Annotated in this window: 17 protein-coding genes; 11 read left to right on the top strand and 6 right to left on the bottom strand. The window is 75.3% G+C overall.

From position 1 onward, the window contains the following. Positions 1-82 precede the first annotated feature (82 nt). The 3 genes from ACH4J0_RS28870 to ACH4J0_RS28860 all read right to left on the bottom strand — a co-directional run bounded on the left by ACH4J0_RS28870 (position 83) and on the right by ACH4J0_RS28860 (position 4,055). A complete protein-coding gene (locus tag ACH4J0_RS28870; protein ID WP_396243547.1) occupies positions 83-1,177 on the bottom strand; it encodes a hypothetical protein in 1,095 nt (364 codons plus the stop codon). Next, positions 1,177-2,868, bottom strand: coding sequence for a DUF3492 domain-containing protein (locus tag ACH4J0_RS28865; protein ID WP_396243546.1), 1,692 nt, complete (start codon positions 2,866-2,868; stop codon positions 1,177-1,179). Before ACH4J0_RS28865 ends, ACH4J0_RS28870 begins: the two co-directional genes overlap by 1 nt. A 269-nt stretch (positions 2,869-3,137) precedes the next feature. Next, complete coding sequence (locus ACH4J0_RS28860) at positions 3,138-4,055, bottom strand: alpha/beta fold hydrolase (protein ID WP_396243545.1); 918 nt, start codon at positions 4,053-4,055, stop codon at positions 3,138-3,140. Positions 4,056-4,277: 222 nt separating this feature from the next. Here ACH4J0_RS28860 and ACH4J0_RS28855 point away from each other — a divergent pair, with 222 nt between their 5' ends. From ACH4J0_RS28855 to ACH4J0_RS28845, 3 genes are all read left to right on the top strand, one after another. Next, the gene (locus tag ACH4J0_RS28855) at positions 4,278-4,937 is read left to right on the top strand and encodes a TetR/AcrR family transcriptional regulator (RefSeq protein ID WP_396243544.1); all 660 of its coding nucleotides are present in this window, start codon (positions 4,278-4,280) and stop codon (positions 4,935-4,937) included. Between the two features lie 134 nt (positions 4,938-5,071). Continuing rightward, positions 5,072-5,299 carry a DUF3107 domain-containing protein gene (locus tag ACH4J0_RS28850; RefSeq protein WP_396243543.1) on the top strand — a complete coding sequence of 76 codons (228 nt, stop codon included), beginning with the start codon at positions 5,072-5,074 and terminating at the stop codon, positions 5,297-5,299. A 132-nt stretch (positions 5,300-5,431) separates the two neighbouring features. Next, the gene (locus ACH4J0_RS28845; RefSeq protein WP_396243542.1) at positions 5,432-5,758 is read left to right on the top strand and encodes a hypothetical protein; all 327 of its coding nucleotides are present in this window, start codon (positions 5,432-5,434) and stop codon (positions 5,756-5,758) included. A 19-nt stretch (positions 5,759-5,777) separates the two neighbouring features. Here the strand turns inward: ACH4J0_RS28845 and ACH4J0_RS28840 are convergent, their stop codons facing one another. Beyond that, on the bottom strand, positions 5,778-6,503 hold the full coding sequence (locus ACH4J0_RS28840) for a ferritin-like fold-containing protein (protein WP_396243541.1): 726 nt from the start codon (positions 6,501-6,503) through the stop codon (positions 5,778-5,780). A gap of 701 nt (positions 6,504-7,204) precedes the next feature. On the opposite strand from ACH4J0_RS28840, the gene ACH4J0_RS28835 reads away from it, so the two are divergent. The 5 genes from ACH4J0_RS28835 to ACH4J0_RS28815 all read left to right on the top strand — a co-directional run bounded on the left by ACH4J0_RS28835 (position 7,205) and on the right by ACH4J0_RS28815 (position 12,836). Then, complete coding sequence (locus ACH4J0_RS28835; protein WP_396243540.1) at positions 7,205-9,169, top strand: DEAD/DEAH box helicase; 1,965 nt, start codon at positions 7,205-7,207, stop codon at positions 9,167-9,169. A gap of 326 nt (positions 9,170-9,495) precedes the next feature. Further along, positions 9,496-10,380, top strand: a complete 885-nt coding sequence (locus tag ACH4J0_RS28830; protein ID WP_396243539.1) for an alpha/beta fold hydrolase — start codon at positions 9,496-9,498, stop codon at positions 10,378-10,380. A gap of 379 nt (positions 10,381-10,759) precedes the next feature. Beyond that, positions 10,760-10,918, top strand: coding sequence for a hypothetical protein (locus tag ACH4J0_RS28825; RefSeq protein ID WP_188305309.1), 159 nt, complete (start codon positions 10,760-10,762; stop codon positions 10,916-10,918). A gap of 357 nt (positions 10,919-11,275) precedes the next feature. Continuing rightward, positions 11,276-11,914, top strand: a complete 639-nt coding sequence (locus ACH4J0_RS28820; protein ID WP_396243538.1) for a DUF6758 family protein — start codon at positions 11,276-11,278, stop codon at positions 11,912-11,914. 61 nt (positions 11,915-11,975) lie between these two features. Beyond that, complete coding sequence (locus tag ACH4J0_RS28815) at positions 11,976-12,836, top strand: PHP domain-containing protein (protein ID WP_396243537.1); 861 nt, start codon at positions 11,976-11,978, stop codon at positions 12,834-12,836. A 101-nt stretch (positions 12,837-12,937) separates the two neighbouring features. Here the strand turns inward: ACH4J0_RS28815 and ACH4J0_RS28810 are convergent, their stop codons facing one another. Next, positions 12,938-13,579, bottom strand: coding sequence for a suppressor of fused domain protein (locus tag ACH4J0_RS28810; RefSeq protein WP_396243536.1), 642 nt, complete (start codon positions 13,577-13,579; stop codon positions 12,938-12,940). Positions 13,580-13,982: 403 nt separating this feature from the next. On the opposite strand from ACH4J0_RS28810, the gene ACH4J0_RS28805 reads away from it, so the two are divergent. Then, positions 13,983-15,104: a magnesium and cobalt transport protein CorA gene (locus ACH4J0_RS28805; protein ID WP_396243535.1), complete on the top strand. Its 1,122-nt coding sequence runs from the start codon at positions 13,983-13,985 to the stop codon at positions 15,102-15,104. A 52-nt stretch (positions 15,105-15,156) separates the two neighbouring features. On the opposite strand, the gene ACH4J0_RS28800 is transcribed toward ACH4J0_RS28805, so the two are convergent. Beyond that, complete coding sequence (locus ACH4J0_RS28800) at positions 15,157-16,086, bottom strand: DMT family transporter (protein WP_396243534.1); 930 nt, start codon at positions 16,084-16,086, stop codon at positions 15,157-15,159. A gap of 153 nt (positions 16,087-16,239) precedes the next feature. Here ACH4J0_RS28800 and ACH4J0_RS28795 point away from each other — a divergent pair, with 153 nt between their 5' ends. Both ACH4J0_RS28795 and ACH4J0_RS28790 read left to right on the top strand, forming a co-directional pair. Further along, positions 16,240-16,779 carry a hypothetical protein gene (locus ACH4J0_RS28795; protein ID WP_396243533.1) on the top strand — a complete coding sequence of 180 codons (540 nt, stop codon included), beginning with the start codon at positions 16,240-16,242 and terminating at the stop codon, positions 16,777-16,779. Positions 16,780-16,908: 129 nt separating this feature from the next. After that, positions 16,909-18,195, top strand: coding sequence for a magnesium transporter MgtE N-terminal domain-containing protein (locus tag ACH4J0_RS28790; protein ID WP_396243532.1), 1,287 nt, complete (start codon positions 16,909-16,911; stop codon positions 18,193-18,195). Positions 18,196-18,249 lie beyond the last annotated feature (54 nt).

Raw genomic sequence — 18,249 nt, 5'->3', positions numbered from 1 at the left:
TCCTTCCACGAAGCGAGGTCGGGGACGACCTGGCGGACTGAAAAACAGCGAACGAGATCTGACAGGGTTCATCGGGCCGGGCTCAACGGTGCGAGCCGGCCCGGCCGAGCACCGCCCAGCCGTGGGCCAGCAGCACCGCCGCGACCGCTCCGCCGCCCAGCAGGACGGCCGACGGCCAGGGGCGGCCCAGGGCCAGCGGCACCGCCGCCGCGGCGGGCCCGGCCACGGCGCCCAGCACGGCGTCCGCCGACCGGCCGCAGCGCGCCAGCAGCGCGGGCAGCACCAGCAGCAGGCCCAGCACGCCCTGCGCCGCCCACGCCGCGGCGCCGGCCCGCTCGGCGGCCAGGTGCAGCAGCCCGCCGCCGTGGCCCGGTCCGGGGCGCGGCGCGACGATCGCGAGGACGGCCAGCGCGGCGTAGGTCAGTACCGCGAGCACCGCCAGGTGCAGCGCGACCGCGACCGGCAGCACCGGCCGCATCCGGGCACGGAACCCGGCCAGCGTGCGGGCCGCCCCGAGGTGCCCCCGGCCGACCTGCCGGTACCAGCGGGCCGCCCGCTCCGCCGCGCCCACCGACACCGCGGCGGCGAGCACCAGCCCGGCGGCCAGCGGCCGGTCCGCGCCCGGCGCCGCCAGCGGGAGCAGCAGCAGCGCGGCCAGGCCCAGCCCGTGCCCGAGCGCGGCCGGGCGCCACCGGGAACCGGCCGGCCCGACCGGCCCCCGCACCGGGCCGAGCTCCCCCGGGCGGGCCGGGCCGCACGGCGCCGGACCGGGCTCGGCCGGGGACGGCGAGGTCAGCGCGGGCAGCAGCACCAGGGGTACGGCGGCGGGCAGCATCACCGGCCAGCGGGCGCCGAAGGCCACCACCCCTGCGCAGGGCAGCACGGCCAGTGCGGCAGCGGTCAGCGCCGCCCGACCGGCGGCCCCGCCCCGACGCTCCGCGGCCGGCTCCGGCGCCGGCACCGGCGGTCGACGGGGCACCCGGGCGTACAGCTCCTCCGCCAGTGAGAACAGGTCGGCGTGCCGACAGCGCGCGGCGGTCTCCGGGCCGAACCCGGCCTCCTCCAGCCCCGCGGCGATCTCCAGCGGGTCGACGGCGCGCTCGCACAGCTCCCGGTGCTCGGCCATCACCTCGCGCACCGGATCGGCGCTGGGGCTGCCGACCGCGGAGCCGGGCATCAGACGGCCTCCGCGAGGGCCGGCCCGGCGGGTCTCGTCACCTCGGGCCCGGGTCCGGCGGCGGCCGGGAGGGCGGCGAGCGGTCCGTGCCTGCCGTCGGCGGGCGGCCGCGCCCCCGCGCCCCCGCCCCCGGCCTCGCGCCGCCCGTCCGGGCCGTCCCGGTCGTCCCGGCCGCGTGCGCCGTCGGCTAGCCAGTACTCCGCGGGGCGGGCGAAGGGGCGCGGCGCCCGGCCGCCCCCGCCGGTGCCGCCGCCCTCCGGAAAGGCGGGGTGCTGCGAGACCAGCTCCAGGTAGATCTCCCGGAAGGCGCCGATCACCGGTTCGACGGCGAAGCGTTCCTGCGCCCGCAGCCGTCCCGCCAGGCCTAGCCGGGAGCGCCGCTCCTCGTCGCGCAGCAGGGCCAGGCAGGCCCCGGCCAGGGCCCGCGGATCGCGGGCCGGCACCAGCAGCCCGGTCGGGCCGACCACCTCGCGGGCCACCCCGACATCGGTGGAGACCACCGCGCGGCCACTGAGCATGGCGTCGGCGAGCAGTCGGGGGCTGCGCTGGGAGAGCGCGGAGAAGACGGCGACGGTGCCGCCCTGCCAGGCCTCGGCGAGCGAGCCGGGCCGCCCGGCGAAGTCCACCGCCCCGGCCACCCCCAGCCGTTCGGCGACCGCCGCGCAGTGCGCCAGGTAGCCGGGCGCCACCTCCTCGCCGTGCACCACCAGGCGCGCCGCGGGCAGTTCGGCGCGGACCCGCGCGAAGGCGTGCAGCATCAGTTCGGTGTCGCGCCCTGGCTCCAGCGCGCCCGCCCAGACCAGGGTCGGCCGCCGGGGCTCCGGTCCGGCCGCCGGGCGGTCCACGGCCGGGGTTCCCTCGTACACCACCCGGGTGCGCGCCGGATCGGCCCCGCAGCGGCGCTGCCACTGCTGGTCGTGGGCGCTGCCCGGGGTGAGTATCGCGGCCTGCCGGTAGGTCTCCCCGGTGAGCGCCCGGAAGAAGGACAGCAGCAGTGCCCGGACCGGCCAGGTGTACGGCGCCTCGCGGTGGCCGAGGTACTGCTCGCGCAGGTACGGCCCGTGTTCGGTGACCACGAACGGCACCCCGTGCAGCTGCCGGGCGACCAGGGCGGGCAGCGCGGCCGGGCCGCCGCCGACCACGTGGCACACGTCGGCGGCGCCGAGGCCGCCGGGCGCGGTGCCGTACCAGGGCGCGGACAGCGGGCGCAGGCACTGCTCCAGCAGGTCGGCGGCGACCAGGACGTCGCGGACCAGCGGCTGTCCGGCCGAGGTCTGCGCGCCGGGCAGCCGCCAGGTCCGTTCCAGGACGCGCCGGGCGTGGGCGGAGGCGAGGAAGGTCGGCAGGGTGCCCCCGTCCTCCCTGGCCAGCGCGGCCAGCCGGTACAGCCCGGCGCCGAAGCCGGCCCGCTCCCCCGGCAGCACCAGCGCCCGCACCAGTTCCTCGTACGCCCGGGCGTACTGCCGTCCGCGCAGCGCCCCGGGGGCCCGGCCGCGCGGGCGGCGGCCCCACAGCGCCAGGTCGTGGGCGCCCCGCCAGGCGGGCGACACCCGCCGGGCGGCCGCCTGGCCGGTCAGCAGGTACAGCTCGAACTCGTGCTCCGGCAGGCCCTCGGCCAGCCGGTCGCACCAGGCTCCGGCACCACGCTCGGGATGCGGACGGGCACCCTCGGTGAGCAGGGCGACGCGCACGGAAGACCTCCTCTGGTTGCTATCCCCTCCGAGGGGCTACCGGAGCCGCGGGGCGTACGCCGGGACCCGTACTGTTGCCCGCCACCCACCGAGCGGTCCGGTGTCTGCGGCTCTCCCCCACACCTGTTCGGTCCGGCAGCAGAACGGTAGGACCGGCTTCCGGTCACCCATCGCTCACATGCCTGCGCGCCACCTGAACGAGTGAACCGCCGTGACCTCGCCCCGGACCGGGGCGTTAGCGGGCGCTGTGCGCGGTCTCCCCGCCCGCCTCAGCGGGCGGTGGACGCGAGCAGCTCGCACACGGACCGGGCGACCGCGTCGGGGTGCTCCATCATCGCCACGTGCCCGGACTCGGGCAGCACCAGCAGCCGGGCGTCCGCGAAGGCCGCGCAGGCGCGGCGGGCGGAGCGGTAGGCGACCAGCTTGTCGCGCAGCCCGTACACCAGCAGCACCGGCGCCGTCACCTGCTCTGCCTGGCGCCACAGCGCCTGTTCGCCGCGCTCGGTGTACGCGGAGACGATGCCGCGGGCCGAGCCGATCAGCGCCGGCATGGCGTGCGGCAGCTCCAGTCGGCGCCGGTACTCGGCCACCGCCTCGGCCCGGGCGACCGCGCTCAGACCGGCCGGGTCGCCGTAGACCAGGCGCAGCAGGTCCTCGGTGGCCGCCTCGGCGTCGCGCCGGCCGCCCGGCAGCCGGCGCAGCAGCGTGGGAACGCCGGGCAGGGCGAGCAGGCCGGTGGACCAGGCGGTGCGCTGCGGGGGCAGTTCGGGCAGGGCGGGCGAGACCAGGGTCAGGGTGCGGACGAGATCGGGGCGCAGCGCGGCGAGGCGGACGGCGACGGCGCCGCCGAGCGAGTTGCCGAACAGGTGGACGGGGCCGCGTCCGGCGGCCTCCAGGTAGCCGATGACGGCGCGGACGTGGCCGGAGAGGCTGAGGTTGCCGTCGGTGGGCGGGGCGGAGCGGCCGAAGCCGGGCAGGTCGACGGCCTCGCCGTCGACGAGGCCGCAGAGCCGGTCCATCAGGGCGGTCCAGTTGGCGGCCGAGCCACCGAGTCCGTGCACGAAGAGCCCGGGCTCGCGCCCGTCGGCACCGCCGGATGCGAGCCGGGGCGCCTCGGCGGGCCGGTGCACCGCGAGCACCGCGCCGGGGACCTCGACCGTACGTACCTGCTGCTCAGCGCTGCTCATGGTGGACGATGGTAGTGAGCCCCGGGCCGGGGGCGGCGGGGGTGGTGCGGCTGTCCCATCCCTTCGTCGCACCACTGCCGAGGCCGAGGTCAGCGCCGTATTGTGGGCTCCTGACAAGGGGACCGGACAGCTTTTCTCGCCTTCGCCGAACGCGGGCGCGGTTACCGAAAAGTAGAATCGGCCCTCTTGCCAGCCCCGAACAATCCCGAAGTGAGGAGCGCCGTGACGGCCATCCAGGAGGCGCAGGAGCGCCCGCGCGGTGCCCGCCTGCCGCGAAGCGCCCGCCGTGAACAACTGCTCGGTGCCGCCCAGGAGGTGTTCGTCGCGCAGGGCTACCACGCGGCCGCCATGGACGACATCGCCGACCGCGCCGGGGTGAGCAAGCCGGTGCTGTACCAGCACTTCCCGGGGAAGCTGGAGCTCTACCTGGCGCTGCTGGACAAGCACTGCGACGCCCTCGTGGAATCGACCCGCGAGGCGCTGGGCACGACCACCGACAACAAGCTGCGGGTGGCCGCGACGATGGAGGCGTACTTCAACTACGTCTCCAGCGAGTCGGGCGCCTTCCGGCTGGTGTTCGAGTCGGACCTGACGAACGAGCCGGCCGTGCGCGAGCGGGTGGAGCGGGCGTCCGAGGCGAGCGCGACGCTGGTCAGCAAGGTGATCCAGGAGGACACCGACCTGCCGGAGGCGGAGTCCAAGCTGCTGGCCGCCGGCGTCTGCGGCCTGGCCCAGATCACCGCCCGGTACTGGCTGTCGCAGGGCCTGGAGATCCCGCGCGACGAGGCGGTGCGGCTGGTCGCCAGTCTGGCGTGGCGGGGTCTGAAGGGCTTCCCGATGCACCCGGGCGACCTCGCGGCGGAGGGTTCCGCTCAGCGCTGACGATCGGCTGACCTTCGCCGGGGCGGTGATCGGGTGCTCTATGGTGAAGCCGTACGGCGCGGTCGTCGCGAACGCTTGTTCCAGGCGGTCCGGTGCCCGCGCGTGGAGGCTGCAACCCCGGAGGGACGGAAGCCGTGGAGGTCAAGATCGGCGTGCAGAACGCGCCGCGCGAGATCGTGATCGAGAGCTCGCAGACTGCCGATGAGGTCGAGAGCGCGATCGCGAAGGCGCTGGAGGGCTCCACCAAGCTCTTCTCGCTCACCGACGAGCACGGCCGCCGCGTCATCGTCCCGGCCGAGCGCCTGGCGTACGTGGAGATCGGCGAGCAGGCCGCCCGCAAGGTCGGTTTCGGCACCCTCTGAGGCGCCACCGCTCATCCTTCGGTGCCCCGTTCCCCGCCGGGAGCGGGGCACCGTCGTGTGTACGGACGGATCGGCCTGGGTACGGCGACAGGGACGGCACCGGTGCCGTACGCCCGTCCCGGGGAGGCCGCCTTGCTGGTGGAATCGATCGTCTTCGCGCTGGTGGGCCTGGTCGCGGCCGCGACCGCGCTGCTGGGACTGCCGGGGTACTTCCGGGCCTCGCGCCTGACGGTGGTGGGGACGGCCCTGGCGGCGGCGCTGCTCGGCGGGGTGGTCGCGCACTTCTGCCTGGACGGGCGTTCCCCGGTGGTCGCGGTGGCGTTCTCGGCGCTGGCCGCGGGCGTGCTCACCTCGCTGCTGGCCCGGCCGGACCTGGCCGCCGGGCGGGCCCCGGCGCACCGGCACCGCCCGCACCGGGCCGGCGCCCACCGCACGCCGCGGCGGCACCGGCCGGCCTGAGGGCCGCCCCGGGGCGGGTCTAGGAAGCCAGGCCGAGGGCGGCCATCCGCTTGGTGTGCGCCTCGGTGATCCGGTTGAACATCTTGCCGACCTCGACCAGGTCGAAGCCCTTCACGTGGACGCCGCCGACCAGCAGGTTGGACAGCGCGTCCCGCTCGGCGACGACCCGCTGGGCCTGGCTGAGCGCCTCTCCCATCAGCCGCCGGCCCCACAGCGCCAGCCGGCCGCCGGCCCGGGGGTCGGCCTCGATGGCCTGGCGGACCTTGTCGACGGCGAACTGGCCGTGGCCGGTGTCGGACATGACGCCGAGGACCAGCTCGCGGGTGTCGTCGTCCAGCCGGACGGCCACCTCGCGGTAGAAGTCCGTCGCGATGGCGTCGCCGACGTAGGCCTTGACCAGGCCTTCCAGCCAGTCCGAGGGCGCCGTCATCCGGTGGAACAGCTCCAGCGGCTCGACGAAGGGGCGCATCGCCTCCTGCGGGTCGGCGCCGATCTCGGCGAGCCGGTCGTGCAGCCGCTGGTAGTGCTGGAACTCGGCGGAGGCCATCCGGGCCAGGGCCGCCTTGTCGGCGAGGTCGGGCGCCAGCTTGGCGTCCTCGGCGAGCCGCTCGAAGGCGCTCAGCTCGCCGTACGCGAGCGCGCCGAGCAGATCCAGCACCGCCGCGCGGTAGCCCGGCTCGGCCGAGCACGTGGCCCAGTCGCCGATCGAGCCGGCGCCGTCCTGCGTCTCACCATGGGTCTCCATGACCCGCCACCCTAAGGCCTGTCCCGGAACTCCCGCCCCACCACCCGGCGCACCCGGGTGACCTGCCGGTTCGGCCGGTCGCGGGCCGGTCGCCGGGGGCCATGTCAGACGCGTCACGTGTTCGACTCGTCGCCTGACTGTATGGTGGTACGGAGCCCCGTCGTGTTCGCACGGTGTCACCGCCGTCTCGGTGACCCGCACGAGCCCGCTCCGTAGCGGCACCGTCCCCTCGGACGTGTCCGCACCGGAGGCACGGGTACTCACGTACGCGGATGCCCGGTCGGAGAGCCGATCGGCTCCGACCATGGCTTGGACTTCAAGCCTTGGCACCGCATCAGTGGCCGAGCGAGGGCCGCCGAGACCACGCCCCCCTGGCGGAGGTCCCGCGCAGGTCCCTCACGGGAACCCTCCCCGACGCCGCCGGCGACGCGCCCCGCCACCGGGCCGCGCGCACCGGCCGGCCGCAGGGACCGGCGCGGTTGTGCGTCCGCGCAGCTGTCATCAGGGCCGCCAGGCCCGTACGCAGCCGCGCGGCTGCCCGCCCGCCGCTCGCTCTCGGCCCCTCCGAAAACGGAAGAGGCAGCACCCTGTCCACCACCGCTGAACCCATCAAGACGACGTTCCGGGAACTGGGGATCCTCCCGGAGACCGCCGAGGCGCTCGAGTCCGTCGGCATCGTCCGTCCCTTCCCGATCCAGGAGATGACCCTCCCGGTCGCGCTGACCGGCCACGACGTCATCGGCCAGGCCAAGACCGGCACCGGCAAGACCCTCGGCTTCGGCCTCCCGCTGATCGAGCGGGTCACCGTGCGCGCCGACGTGGACGCCGGCCGGGCCACCGAGGAGCAGCTCACCGACTTCCCGCAGGCGCTGATCGTCGTCCCGACGCGCGAGCTCTGCACCCAGGTCACCAACGACCTGCAGACCGCCGGCAAGGTCCGCAACGTCCGCGTGCTCGCGGTCTACGGCGGCCGGGCGTACGAGCCGCAGGTCGAGGCGCTCACCAAGGGCGTCGACATCGTGGTCGGCACCCCGGGCCGCCTGCTGGACCTCGCCGGGCAGAAGAAGCTGAACCTGTCCAAGGTCCGCGCGCTGGTCCTGGACGAGGCCGACGAGATGCTCGACCTGGGCTTCCTGCCCGACGTCGAGAAGATCATCACCATGCTGCCCGCCAAGCGGCAGACCCTGCTGTTCTCGGCCACCATGCCGGGCCAGGTCATCAGCCTCGCCCGCCGGTACATGAGCCAGCCCACCCACATCCGGGCCACCGCCCCGGACGACACCGGCACCACCGTCGCCAACATCGAGCAGCACATCTTCCGTGCGCACTCGCTGGACAAGGTCGAGATGGTCTCGCGCATCCTCCAGGCCGACGGCCGTGGGCTGGCGATGATCTTCTGCCGCACCAAGCGCACCGCCGCCGACGTCTCCGACCAGCTGACCCAGCGCGGCTTCGCGGCCGGCGCCGTCCACGGCGACCTCGGCCAGGGCGCCCGCGAGCAGGCGCTGCGCGCCTTCCGCAACGGCAAGGTCGACGTGCTGGTCTGCACCGACGTGGCCGCCCGCGGCATCGACGTCGAGGGCGTCACCCACGTCATCAACTACCAGTGCCCCGAGGACGAGAAGACCTACCTGCACCGGATCGGCCGCACCGGCCGGGCCGGTGCCTCGGGCACCGCCGTCACCCTGGTCGACTGGGACGACATCCCGCGCTGGCAGCTGATCAACAAGGCGCTGGACCTGCCGTTCAACGAGCCGGAGGAGACCTACTCCACCTCGCCGCACCTGTACGAGCTGCTGAAGATCGCGCCGGGCACCAAGGGTGTGCTGCCGCGCTCGGAGCGCACCCGGGCCGGGCTCGGCGCCGAGGAGATCGAGGACCTCGGCGAGACCGGCGGACGGGGCGCCCGCGGTGGCCGCGGTGGGCGCAGCGGTCCGGGCCGCCCCGCCGTCGAGACCCCGGCGGCGGAGGAGAAGCCGCGCCGCACCCGTGAGCGCCGCCGCACCCGCCGTGGCGCGGAGGTCGCCGAGGGCGAGGCCGCTGCCGCCGTCGCGGTGACCGAGGCGGCCCCGGCCGTCGAAGGCACCGAGGGCGACGCCGCACCGCGCCGCCGTCGCCGCCGCTCGCGCGGTGGCGCCTCGGTGGGCGAGACCGCCGCGGTGGCGGCCGAGGTCGTGGCCGAGGCCGCCGCGGTCGTCGAGGCCGCCGTGGTCGTGGCGGAGCCGGCGGCCGAGGAGAAGCCGCGCCGGACCCGCACCCGCAAGCCCAAGGCCGAGGCCGAGGCCGTCGAGTCCGCTCCGGTGACCGAGGCCCCGGCCGAGAAGAAGCCCGCCCCGCGGACCCGGACCCGCAAGCCCAAGGCCGAGGCCGTCGAGGCCGCCGCCGTGGCCGAGGCTCCCGCCGAGGCCCCGGCCGAGAAGAAGCCCGCGGCGCGCACCCGGACCCGCAAGCCCAAGGCCGAGGCCGTCGAGGCCGCTCCGGCGACCGAGGCCCCGGCCGAGGAGAAGCCGGCTCCCCGGACCCGCGCCCGCAAGCCGAAGGCCGTCGCAGAGACCGCCCCGGAGGCCCCGGCCGCCGAGGCTCCGGCCGCCGAGGTGCCGGCCCCGCGCAAGCGCACCCGCGCCCGCAAGGCCGCGGCCACCCCGGAGACCACTCCGGAGGGCTGACACACCCCACCCCCGAGGGGGCGGACCGGGCCACCAGCCCGGCCCGCCCCCTCGGGCGTTTCCCGCCCCACCTCCCTGGACGTCGCGCTCCCGCGGGCCCCGGCAGCGCGCGCCCGTCCGCCCCGGTCCGAAGCCGACACGCCCACCCCCTTTCGGGTTCTTCGGCGGTCGCTCGCTCCGCGCGGCGGCCGGCCGCGGCGGGACCGCCTCCCGGACGTGACCCGAATCGCCCACACCGGGCCCGCCACGGGTGTCCCGGCTGGTGGGGCGGGGTGCCCGGACGGCATAGGCTCGGGGTGTCGCCCGTCGCGGGAGGGAAGCCGTTCATGAGTACTCCGCCGTTCCTGACCCTGCCCGGTTGTGCCCGGGCCGAGCGCCTGGTGACCGCGCGGGGGGAGTTCGCGGCGTTGCGGGCGGAGCCGGACGGGCCGGTGCGCGGGTCGGCGCTGCTGGTGCCGGGGTTCACCGGCAGCAAGGAGGACTTCATCGGGCTGCTCGAACCGCTGGCGGCCGCCGGGTACCGGGTGACGGCCGTGGACCAGCGGGGCCAGTACGAGACCGGCGGGCCGGACGACGCCGCGGCGTACGCAGTCGAGGCGCTGGGCGCCGACGTCCGGGCGCTGACCGAGCTGCTGGCGCAGGACGGCCCGGACGTCCCGGTGCACCTGCTGGGGCACTCCTTCGGCGGCCAGGTGGTGCGCGAGGCGGTGCTCGCGGCGGCGGCCGAGGGCCCGCTGCCGTGGCGTTCGCTGACCCTGATGGCCACCGGCCCGGGGGCGATCGACCCGGCCGAGGCGGCCCGGACCAAGCTGCTGCTGGACGTCCTGCCGGTGATGAGCCTGGAGGAGATCTGGCAGGTGATGCGGCAGATGGACGAGAGCAGCGGGGAGCCGCAGCCCGTCCTGGAGCCGGCCGTCGCCACGTTCCTGCACCGTCGCTGGGTGGCCCATGTGCCGCGGGCGCTGGCCGTCACCGGCGGGCACCTGGTGGCCGCACCGGACCGGGTGGACGAGCTGGCCGCGGTGACCGCCGGGGCACTGCCGGTGCTGGTGCTGTCCGGCGAGCGGGACTACGCGTGGCCGGTGCCGGAGCAGAGCGGCATGGCGGAGCGGCTGGGCGCCCACCGGGTGGTCGTCGCGGGCGCGGGCCACTCCCCCAACGCCGAGCGGCCGGCCGCCACGGCCGAGGCGCTGGCCGGGTTCTGGGCCTGAGCGGCGCCCCGGGCGGCACCCCCGACCGAAGTGGTCTCTACCACTTTCGGAAGTCCGAGCGGTCTCGGCGCAGGACAAAATTCGTTAGTTACGGTAATCTTTGATTCTGTCCGGGAATCATCGCCGGCCCGCCCACGGGACCGATCAGCCGAAACCTGGATGTCACGGACGGGCAACGGCCCAGTAGCACCGCCACGACACCGTGGTTCACGAGGCATTGGACGCACCAGGCAAGCAGGGGGAGCCCTTGCCGCAGCAGACCGCCGCACGTACGACCCGCCCGGTCCGGCTTCAGCGCCGGATCCGCAAGACCCCGAAAGGGCTGATACCCACTCAGCCGCAATCGCCCCGCACGTCGGGGCCCGGAAAGGAGACGCCCATGACCAAGCCCATGCGCTTCGAGATCCTCCGACTGGACGACGCCAACGGCTCCGCCACCGACCGCGTGATCGCCGACGCCGAGACCGTCCGTGAGCTCGTCCAGGACGCCGCACGCACCGGCGAACGCCTGCTCATCCGCCCGTGCCCGACCGTCTGACCCAGCGCGGCGCCTCCGACCGGGAGGCCTCACCCGCCGCCGACGACGAACCGGGAGCGTCCGACCCGGACGTACCGATACCCGACTGACGCCCCGTCATCGCCAACGCAGATGACGGGGCGTCAGTGCGTTCGGCCCCGGATCGGCCCTGACCGGTTCCCGGCCCCGGAGCCCAACCCGCCCCGGCCCGGGGACGTTTGCCGCCACCCGCCACGGGACATCCCCCAACGGGAACCGCCGCCCGCGCCGCAACCCACCCACGCCGGCCGGGCGTCCAGCACCGGCAGGTGCCGCCGAGCCGTCCGTACGGGTGATCGTCCTTGACGCGGCGGTCCGGAGGGAGGAGCGTTGTCGGCTATGAGGGGCGAGCCAAGCTGCCCGAGGTGCGCCGGTCGGGTCCGCGCCCCCGGTCTTTTTTCGGACACCTGGCAGTGCGACCGGCACGGAGCCGTTCACCCGATGCAGCCCGTGCTGCCCCCGAGCGTGGAAGCCCTGGGTGTCGCCGTCGCCCGCTCACAGGTCCCCGTCTGGCTGCCCTGGCCGCTCCCGGTCGGCTGGCTCTACACCGGCATCGCCCACGTCGGCGACGACGTCTCCGGCGCCCGGGCCACCGCCGTCGCCTGTTCCGGGCCCGCCCCGCTCGGCGGCTTCGGCGAGCTGGTGCTGGTCGCCGAGGAGCTCGGGGTCGGGCTCGGCGCCCGCTACGCCGGACTCCCGGGGCCGGACCCGGGCGACTCGGTCGGCCTGTACAAGCCCGCCGACGCCAAGCTGATGGCGGCCGGGCGGCCCACCCCGATGTTCCACGTCCCGGACGCCCCGGTCGACCGCGCGGTGTTCGTCGGCGAGGCCCGCGGGCTCTGGCTCTGGGCGGTCGCCTGGCCCGAGCAGTCCGCCCTGGTGATGTACGACGAGCTGGTGCTCACCGACCTGCGCGAGGCCGGCGCCGAACTGGACCTGCTGCCCTGCGGGGCGCTCTCCCCCCGCCTGCTGGGCTGACCGCGGGACAGCCGGACGGCCTATCCTGGGCGGCATCCACGAGCACCCAGGAGTCCGCCCCGTGCGCATCGACCTGCACGCCCACAGCAACGCCTCCGACGGCACCGACAGCCCGGCCGAGCTGGTCACGGCGGCGGTCGTCGCCGGCCTCGACGTGGTCGCGCTGACCGACCACGACACCGTCGCCGGGCACGCCGGGGCCGCCGACGCGGTGCACGCCCTGCCGGACGGCACCCGGCTGACCGTCGTCCCGGGCGCCGAGCTGTCCTGCGTGGTGGACGGCATCAGCATGCACCTGCTGGCGTACCTGTTCGACCCGGAGGAACCGGAGTTCGCGCGCGAGCGGGAGCTGGTGCGCACCGACCGGTTCCGGCGCGGACGGGCGATCGTCGAACGCTGTCGGGAGCTCGGGGCGGACATCGGCTGGGAGCAGGTGCGGCAGATCGCCGGGACCGGATCGGTCGGGCGCCCGCACATCGCCAGCGCGCTGGTCGAGGCGGGCGTGGTGACCACCGTCTCGGACGCCTTCACCCCGGACTGGCTGGCCAACGGCGGCCGGGCGGACGTCCGCAAGCACGAGACCGACCCGGTGCGGGCGATCCGGCTGGTCCGGGCGGCCGGCGGGGTGCCGGTGTTCGCCCACCCCGGCGCGGTCAAGCGCGGCCTGACCGTCCCGGACCAGGTGATCGCCGACCTCGCGGCGGCCGGACTGGCCGCGCTGGAGGTCGACCACACCGACCACGACGAGGAGACCAGGCGGCGGCTGCGCGGTCTGGCCGGCGAGCTCGACCTGCTGGTCACCGGCTCCAGCGACTACCACGGCGGCCGCAAGACCGTCCGGCTCGGCGAGCACACCACCGACCCGGAGGTGTACGAGGCGCTGCTCGCCCAGGCGACCGGGGCGAAGCCGATCGCGCGCTGACGGCGCGTGAGGCCGCGCTCCGGCGTACCGGGGCGAGGCACGGGCGTGCGGGCGCAGCCGCGCGCCCTCTCAGGGAAGCAGGAGGGGCCGGAGCCCGGACGTCAGTCGAGCCTGACGCCCCGCCGCTGCGGGTCGCGCAGGTCGGTGCCCTGGTCCAGCCAGCGCTCCTGGAGCGCGGCCGCGCCGTGCACCCGCTTCCAGCCGGCCTCGTTGGGCGTCATCGGCAGCAGCGGCAGGAAGCGCACCGGCTCGGCGGGCTCGGCCAGTTCGAGGTCCTCGACCAGGCCGCCCGGCTCGGCGGCCAGCACCGAGGTGAAGGGGGCGCCGTCCCAGAGCGGGGCACCGAGGTCCAGCGAGCCGCCCGGGGCCACCACCAGGCCCTCGACCTGCGGGGTCGCGGCGAAGGTGGCGAGGCTGCGCAGCACGCCGTCGCGCCCGCCGCGCACCGTCAGCACCAGCTCGGCGCGCGGCCCGCGCAGCTGGTCGGCGACCAGCGCGGTCGGGTCGGCCATCGGGGCGGCGGACATCCCGAGCGTGGCGTAGCGGACCAGACCCTCGGCGTCCGGCCCGAAGCGCAGCACCTCGATCCGGTCGGTGCCGAGGAAGGTGACGGCGGCGCGTCCGCTCGGTTCGCCGAAGGTGGTGATCAGCCGGGCCTCGACGGCGGCCAGCACCGCCTCCCGGGAGAGTTCCGGGGAGCTGCCGCCGTGGGGGTCGCCGAAGGACGGGAAGTCGTGCGCCATGCCGGTGAGCGTAACCCGCGTGGTCGTCGCGTCCGCGCGGGGGCGTACGGGCGAAGGCCCGGGAAACCCGTGGGCGCCGATGCTCGGTCAGGTGTTAGGGTGAGCGACTGGCCACCGGGATCCTTCATCCCGGGGCGGCGGCGCGAAGGAGGTGGTTGCGGTGGATACCGGCCGACCATGCAGTACCGGCAGCTCTGCCCGGCCCCGAATTCCCCGCACCCCTCGCCTCGCAGGCCTCGGCGGCTGATCCAGCCGTAGTGGCCCGGGCGCGGCTCGGCGGCGGACGGACCGGCCGGGAGAGCACTCTCATCCCCTTCACCGGTGTTCCTCGCCGTCGCACCACGGCCCTGCCCGTGCGTCCCCCACGCCGCCGTGCGACGGCTCCTGCCCCAGGGAGCCTGCCATGTCGATGATCAACAGCCTGCGTGCCGCCGTCCGCACCAACCGTCGTCGGGGCGCCACCGGCGCGTACGACGCCGTGCCGGAGGGCAGCGGCTCGGCGGTCGTGGACTGCGCGGTGTACCAGCACGGCCGGCGCAGCGGCGAGTCCTGCAGCCCGCGCGAGGCCGCCCACCGGGTCAAGGTGGCGCACCAACTCCCTGACAGCGCAGGTTCGTTCAGCTGGATCGGGCTGCACGAGCCGACCGGGGCCGAGTTCGAGGGCATCGCCCAGCGCTTCGGCCTGCACCCGCTCGCGGTGGAGGACGCGGTGCACGCGCACCAGCGGCCCAAGGTGGAGCGCTACGACGACGTCCTGTTCGCCGTCTTCAAGACCATCCGCTACGTGGAGCACGACCAACTCACGCCCACCAGCGAGGTGGTGGAGACCGGCGAGCTGATGGTCTTCGCCGGGCGGGACTTCGTGATCACCGTGCGGCACGGCGGCCACGGCTCGCTGCAGGAGCTGCGGCACCGGCTGGAGGCGGACGCGGACGAGGCCGGGCTGCTCGCCAAGGGTCCGGCCGCGGTGCTGCACGCGATCGCCGACCACGTGGTGGACAACTACCTGCTGGTCGCCGAGCGGCTGCAGAACGACGTGGACGAGATCGAGTACGGCGTCTTCTCGGCCAAGGGGGCGCGCAGCGCGGACGTCGGCCGGGTGTACCAACTCAAGCGCGAGGTACTGGAGTTCAAGCGCGCGGTGGTACCGCTGCTGCGCCCGGTGCAGCAGCTGTCCGAGCCGCTCCAGCGGCTGGTGGACCCGGACATGCAGAAGTACTTCCGGGACGTCGCCGACCACCTGGCCCGGGTCGCCGAGCAGGTGCACGGCTTCGACGAGCTGCTGAACTCGCTACTGCAGGCGAACCTGGCGCAGGTGTCGGTGGCACAGAACGAGGACATGCGCAAGATCACCGCCTGGGCGGCGATCTTCGCGGTGCCCACCATGATCACCGGCGTGTACGGCATGAACTTCGAGGTCATGCCGGAGCTGAAGTTCGAGTACGGCTACCCGATGGTGCTCGGTGCGATCGCGCTGATCTGCGCGGGTATGTACCGGGGCTTCCGCCGCAACGGCTGGCTGTAGGCGTGCCCGGCGGTTCCCGCCGGCGCGCGAGTCACCGGACCCGCCCCCGCCGCTACCTGCGCCCGCCGCAGGCGACCAGAACCAGGCCGAGCAGGATCAGCACCACCGCCGGGTAGGCGGCCGCCGGGGGCCACTGGCCGAGCCACACCGCGGCGATCAGCGCCGCACCCGGGGTCTCCAGCAGGATCGCGGTGGAGGTGATCGACGGGCCGAGGTTGCGCAGCACCCGGTTGCTCAGCGAATGCCCGAGCAACTGCGCGGTGACCATCAGCAGCACGATCTGCCACCAGGCGCCGGCCGACCAGCCGGACAGCCGCGTCCCGGTGACCAGGCAGATCGCCAGCAGGCCGACCGCCGTGGTGGCGTAGCAGACCAGGGTGTACCCCGTGGTGCTGACGGTCCTGCGGACCTCGGCGCCCAGCAGCACGTACCCGGCCGCGGCCAGGCCGGCGGCGAGCGCGAGCGCGTCGCCGAGCAGCGCGCGCGGGGACATCGAGAGGTCCACGCCGGTCAGCACGAGCACGCCGGCGAAGGCGACGACGGTGCCGAGCCAGACCGTCCGAGGCACGCGGACGCCGAACAGCCGCATCAGCAGGATCGTCCACAGCGGCGTGGTGGTGACCAGGGCGGTGGCGGAGGCCACCGAGGTCATCCGCAGGCTGGGCATCCAGAGCGCGAAGTGCACCGCGAGCAGCACTCCGGCTGCGATCGCGAGCGACAGCGCCCGCCGGCCGATCCCCCGCAGTTCGGCGCGGTGGCGCAGCAGCGCGTACGGGCCGAGGGCGCCGACCGACATGACGTTGCGCCAGAAGGCGATGGCCAGGGCGGGCGCGGCGGTGGCGGAGATCAGTGGGCCGGAGAAGGAGATGCCGCCGATCGAGACGGCGAGCAGCAGCAGGTCGAGGGCGGGCAGCGGCTGCGCGGGCCGAGGGCCGGCGGCGGTGGCTGGGGCAGGGGCGGTCGCGGGCCGGGCGGCGGGCACGGCGCTCCTTCGCTGTTCGCGGGGGTGGGGCGGTCATACGGTAAGGCCCGTGGCCGGTCAATGGAACTGTCGATCGGAGGCTGAGACGTCCGGCGGGGCGTCCGTGGACATCCGGCCGACCGGCGGGGGTCGGAAACCCGTACGCTGTCCGCCATGGACCGCAACTCCGCCGCCACGACCGCCGACGACTTCCTCGACCAGGCCCTGCTGGAGGAGGCCGCGAAGAAGTCCGGGCTGCTGTGGGTGCGCGCGGACGGCGAGTCCCAGGCCCGTCCGCTCTGGCACGCCTGGCACGACGGCGCGGTGGTGGTGGTCGGCGGGGGCGCCGAGCAGCCGCTGCACGGCCTGACCGCGGGAGCCGGGGCCGTGATCACCGTGCGCAGCAAGGACAAGGGCGGCCGGCTGACCGGCTGGAACGCCGAGGTCGTCGAGCTGGCGCCGAACGGCGAGGCCTGGCTGGGCGCCGTCGAGGAGCTCAAGGGCAAGCGGCTGAACGCGCCGGACACCGACGCGATCGCCGAGCGCTGGGCGCGCGAGTGCCGGGTGCTGCGGCTGCAGCCGGCCGGGGCGCTGACCGAGCGTCCGGGCGCGATGCCGGACGGCTCGCACGCCGCCCGGCCGATGCCCACCCCGGCCACCACCCGTCGGCCGGTCCCGGCCGGGCTGCCCAAACTGCTCTTCAAGCGCCGCTGAGGGTTCACGCCCGGGACGCCTGCGGCCGCTGACGTGCCCCACCGGGCCGGGCGTACTGCGCACGGGTAGCCTTGGCCGAACGTGCGCCCCGGCGCACGCAGGACGGCATCGAGCGAGTCGAGGGAGTTCATGGCAGGGCCAGGCACCCGGGTCTTCATCTCCCATCTCTCCGCCATCGCGGTCTTCGACCCGAACGGCGACCAGGTCGGGCGGGTCCGGGACGTGGTCGTCTCGCTGGGCCTGGGCGGCCGCCCGCCGCGGGTGCTCGGTCTGGTGGTCGAGGTCGTCGCCCGGCGCCGGATCTTCCTGCCGATGACCAGGGTGACCAGCCTGGAGTCCGGCCAGGTGCTCACCACCGGCCTGATCAACCTGCGCCGCTTCGAGCAGCGCCCGGCCGAGACCCTGGTGCTCGCCGAACTGCTCGACCGCACCCTCACCTGGTCCAAGACCGGTGAGGAGGTGACCGTGCTGGACGTCGGCATGGTGCAGACCCGGCTGCGCGAGTGGGAGGTCAGCAAGGTCTTCGTCCAGGTCGGCCGGACCTCCCGGCTGCGCAAGGGCAAGGGCGAACGGCTGACCCTGGACTGGCAGGACGTCACCGGCTTCGCACTGCCCGAGCAGGACCAGGGCGCGGCCAACCTGCTCGCCACCTTCGAACAGCTGCGCCCGGCCGACCTCGCCAGCGTGATGCACCACCTGTCCGCCAAGCGCCGCGCCGAGGTGGCCGCCGCGCTGCCCGACGAGCGGCTCGCGGACGTCCTGGAGGAGCTGCCCGAGGACGACCAGGTCGAGATCATCGGCAAGCTCCAGGAGGAGCGGGCGGCCGACGTCCTGGAGGCGATGGACCCGGACGACGCCGCCGACCTGCTCTCCGAGCTGCCCGGCGACGAGGCCGAGCGGCTGCTCGGGCTGATGGAGCCCGAGGAGGCCGCGCCGGTCCGCCGCCTGCTGTCCTACGAGGAGGACACCGCCGGCGGTCTGATGACCACCGAGCCGATCGTCCTGGAGCCGGACGCGACGGTCGCCGAGGCGCTGGCCCGGATCCGGATCCGCGACCACAAGCCCGCGCTGGCCGCCCAGGTGTACGTCTGCCGGCCGCCGAACGAGACCCCGACCGGCAAGTACCTGGGCGCGGTGCACTTCCAGCGGCTGCTGCGCGAGCCCCCGTACGTCCTGGTCGGCGAGCTGGTGGACGACGACCTGGACGCGCTGCCGCCGGACACCCCGCTGTCGCTGGTCACCAGCTACCTGGCGACGTACAACCTGGTGGCCGCGCCGGTCGTGGACGAGGCCGACCACCTGCTCGGCGCGGTGACCGTCGACGACGTCCTGGACCACCTGCTGCCCGAGGACTGGCGCGACGCCGCGCTGCACGCCGGGGACGACGACAGAGAGGGGATGCACGGTGGACGGTGACCGCAACGCACGGCCGAGCGACTCCGCGCGCCGGCGCTTGCAGGGCGAGCTGCG

The organism is Kitasatospora sp. NPDC017646, from assembly GCF_044329365.1.
In the GTDB taxonomy this organism is placed as follows: Bacteria; Actinomycetota; Actinomycetes; order Streptomycetales; family Streptomycetaceae; genus Kitasatospora.
The sequence above is the reverse complement of the archived record's forward strand: the minus strand, read 5'-3'. Positions and strand labels throughout refer to the sequence as shown.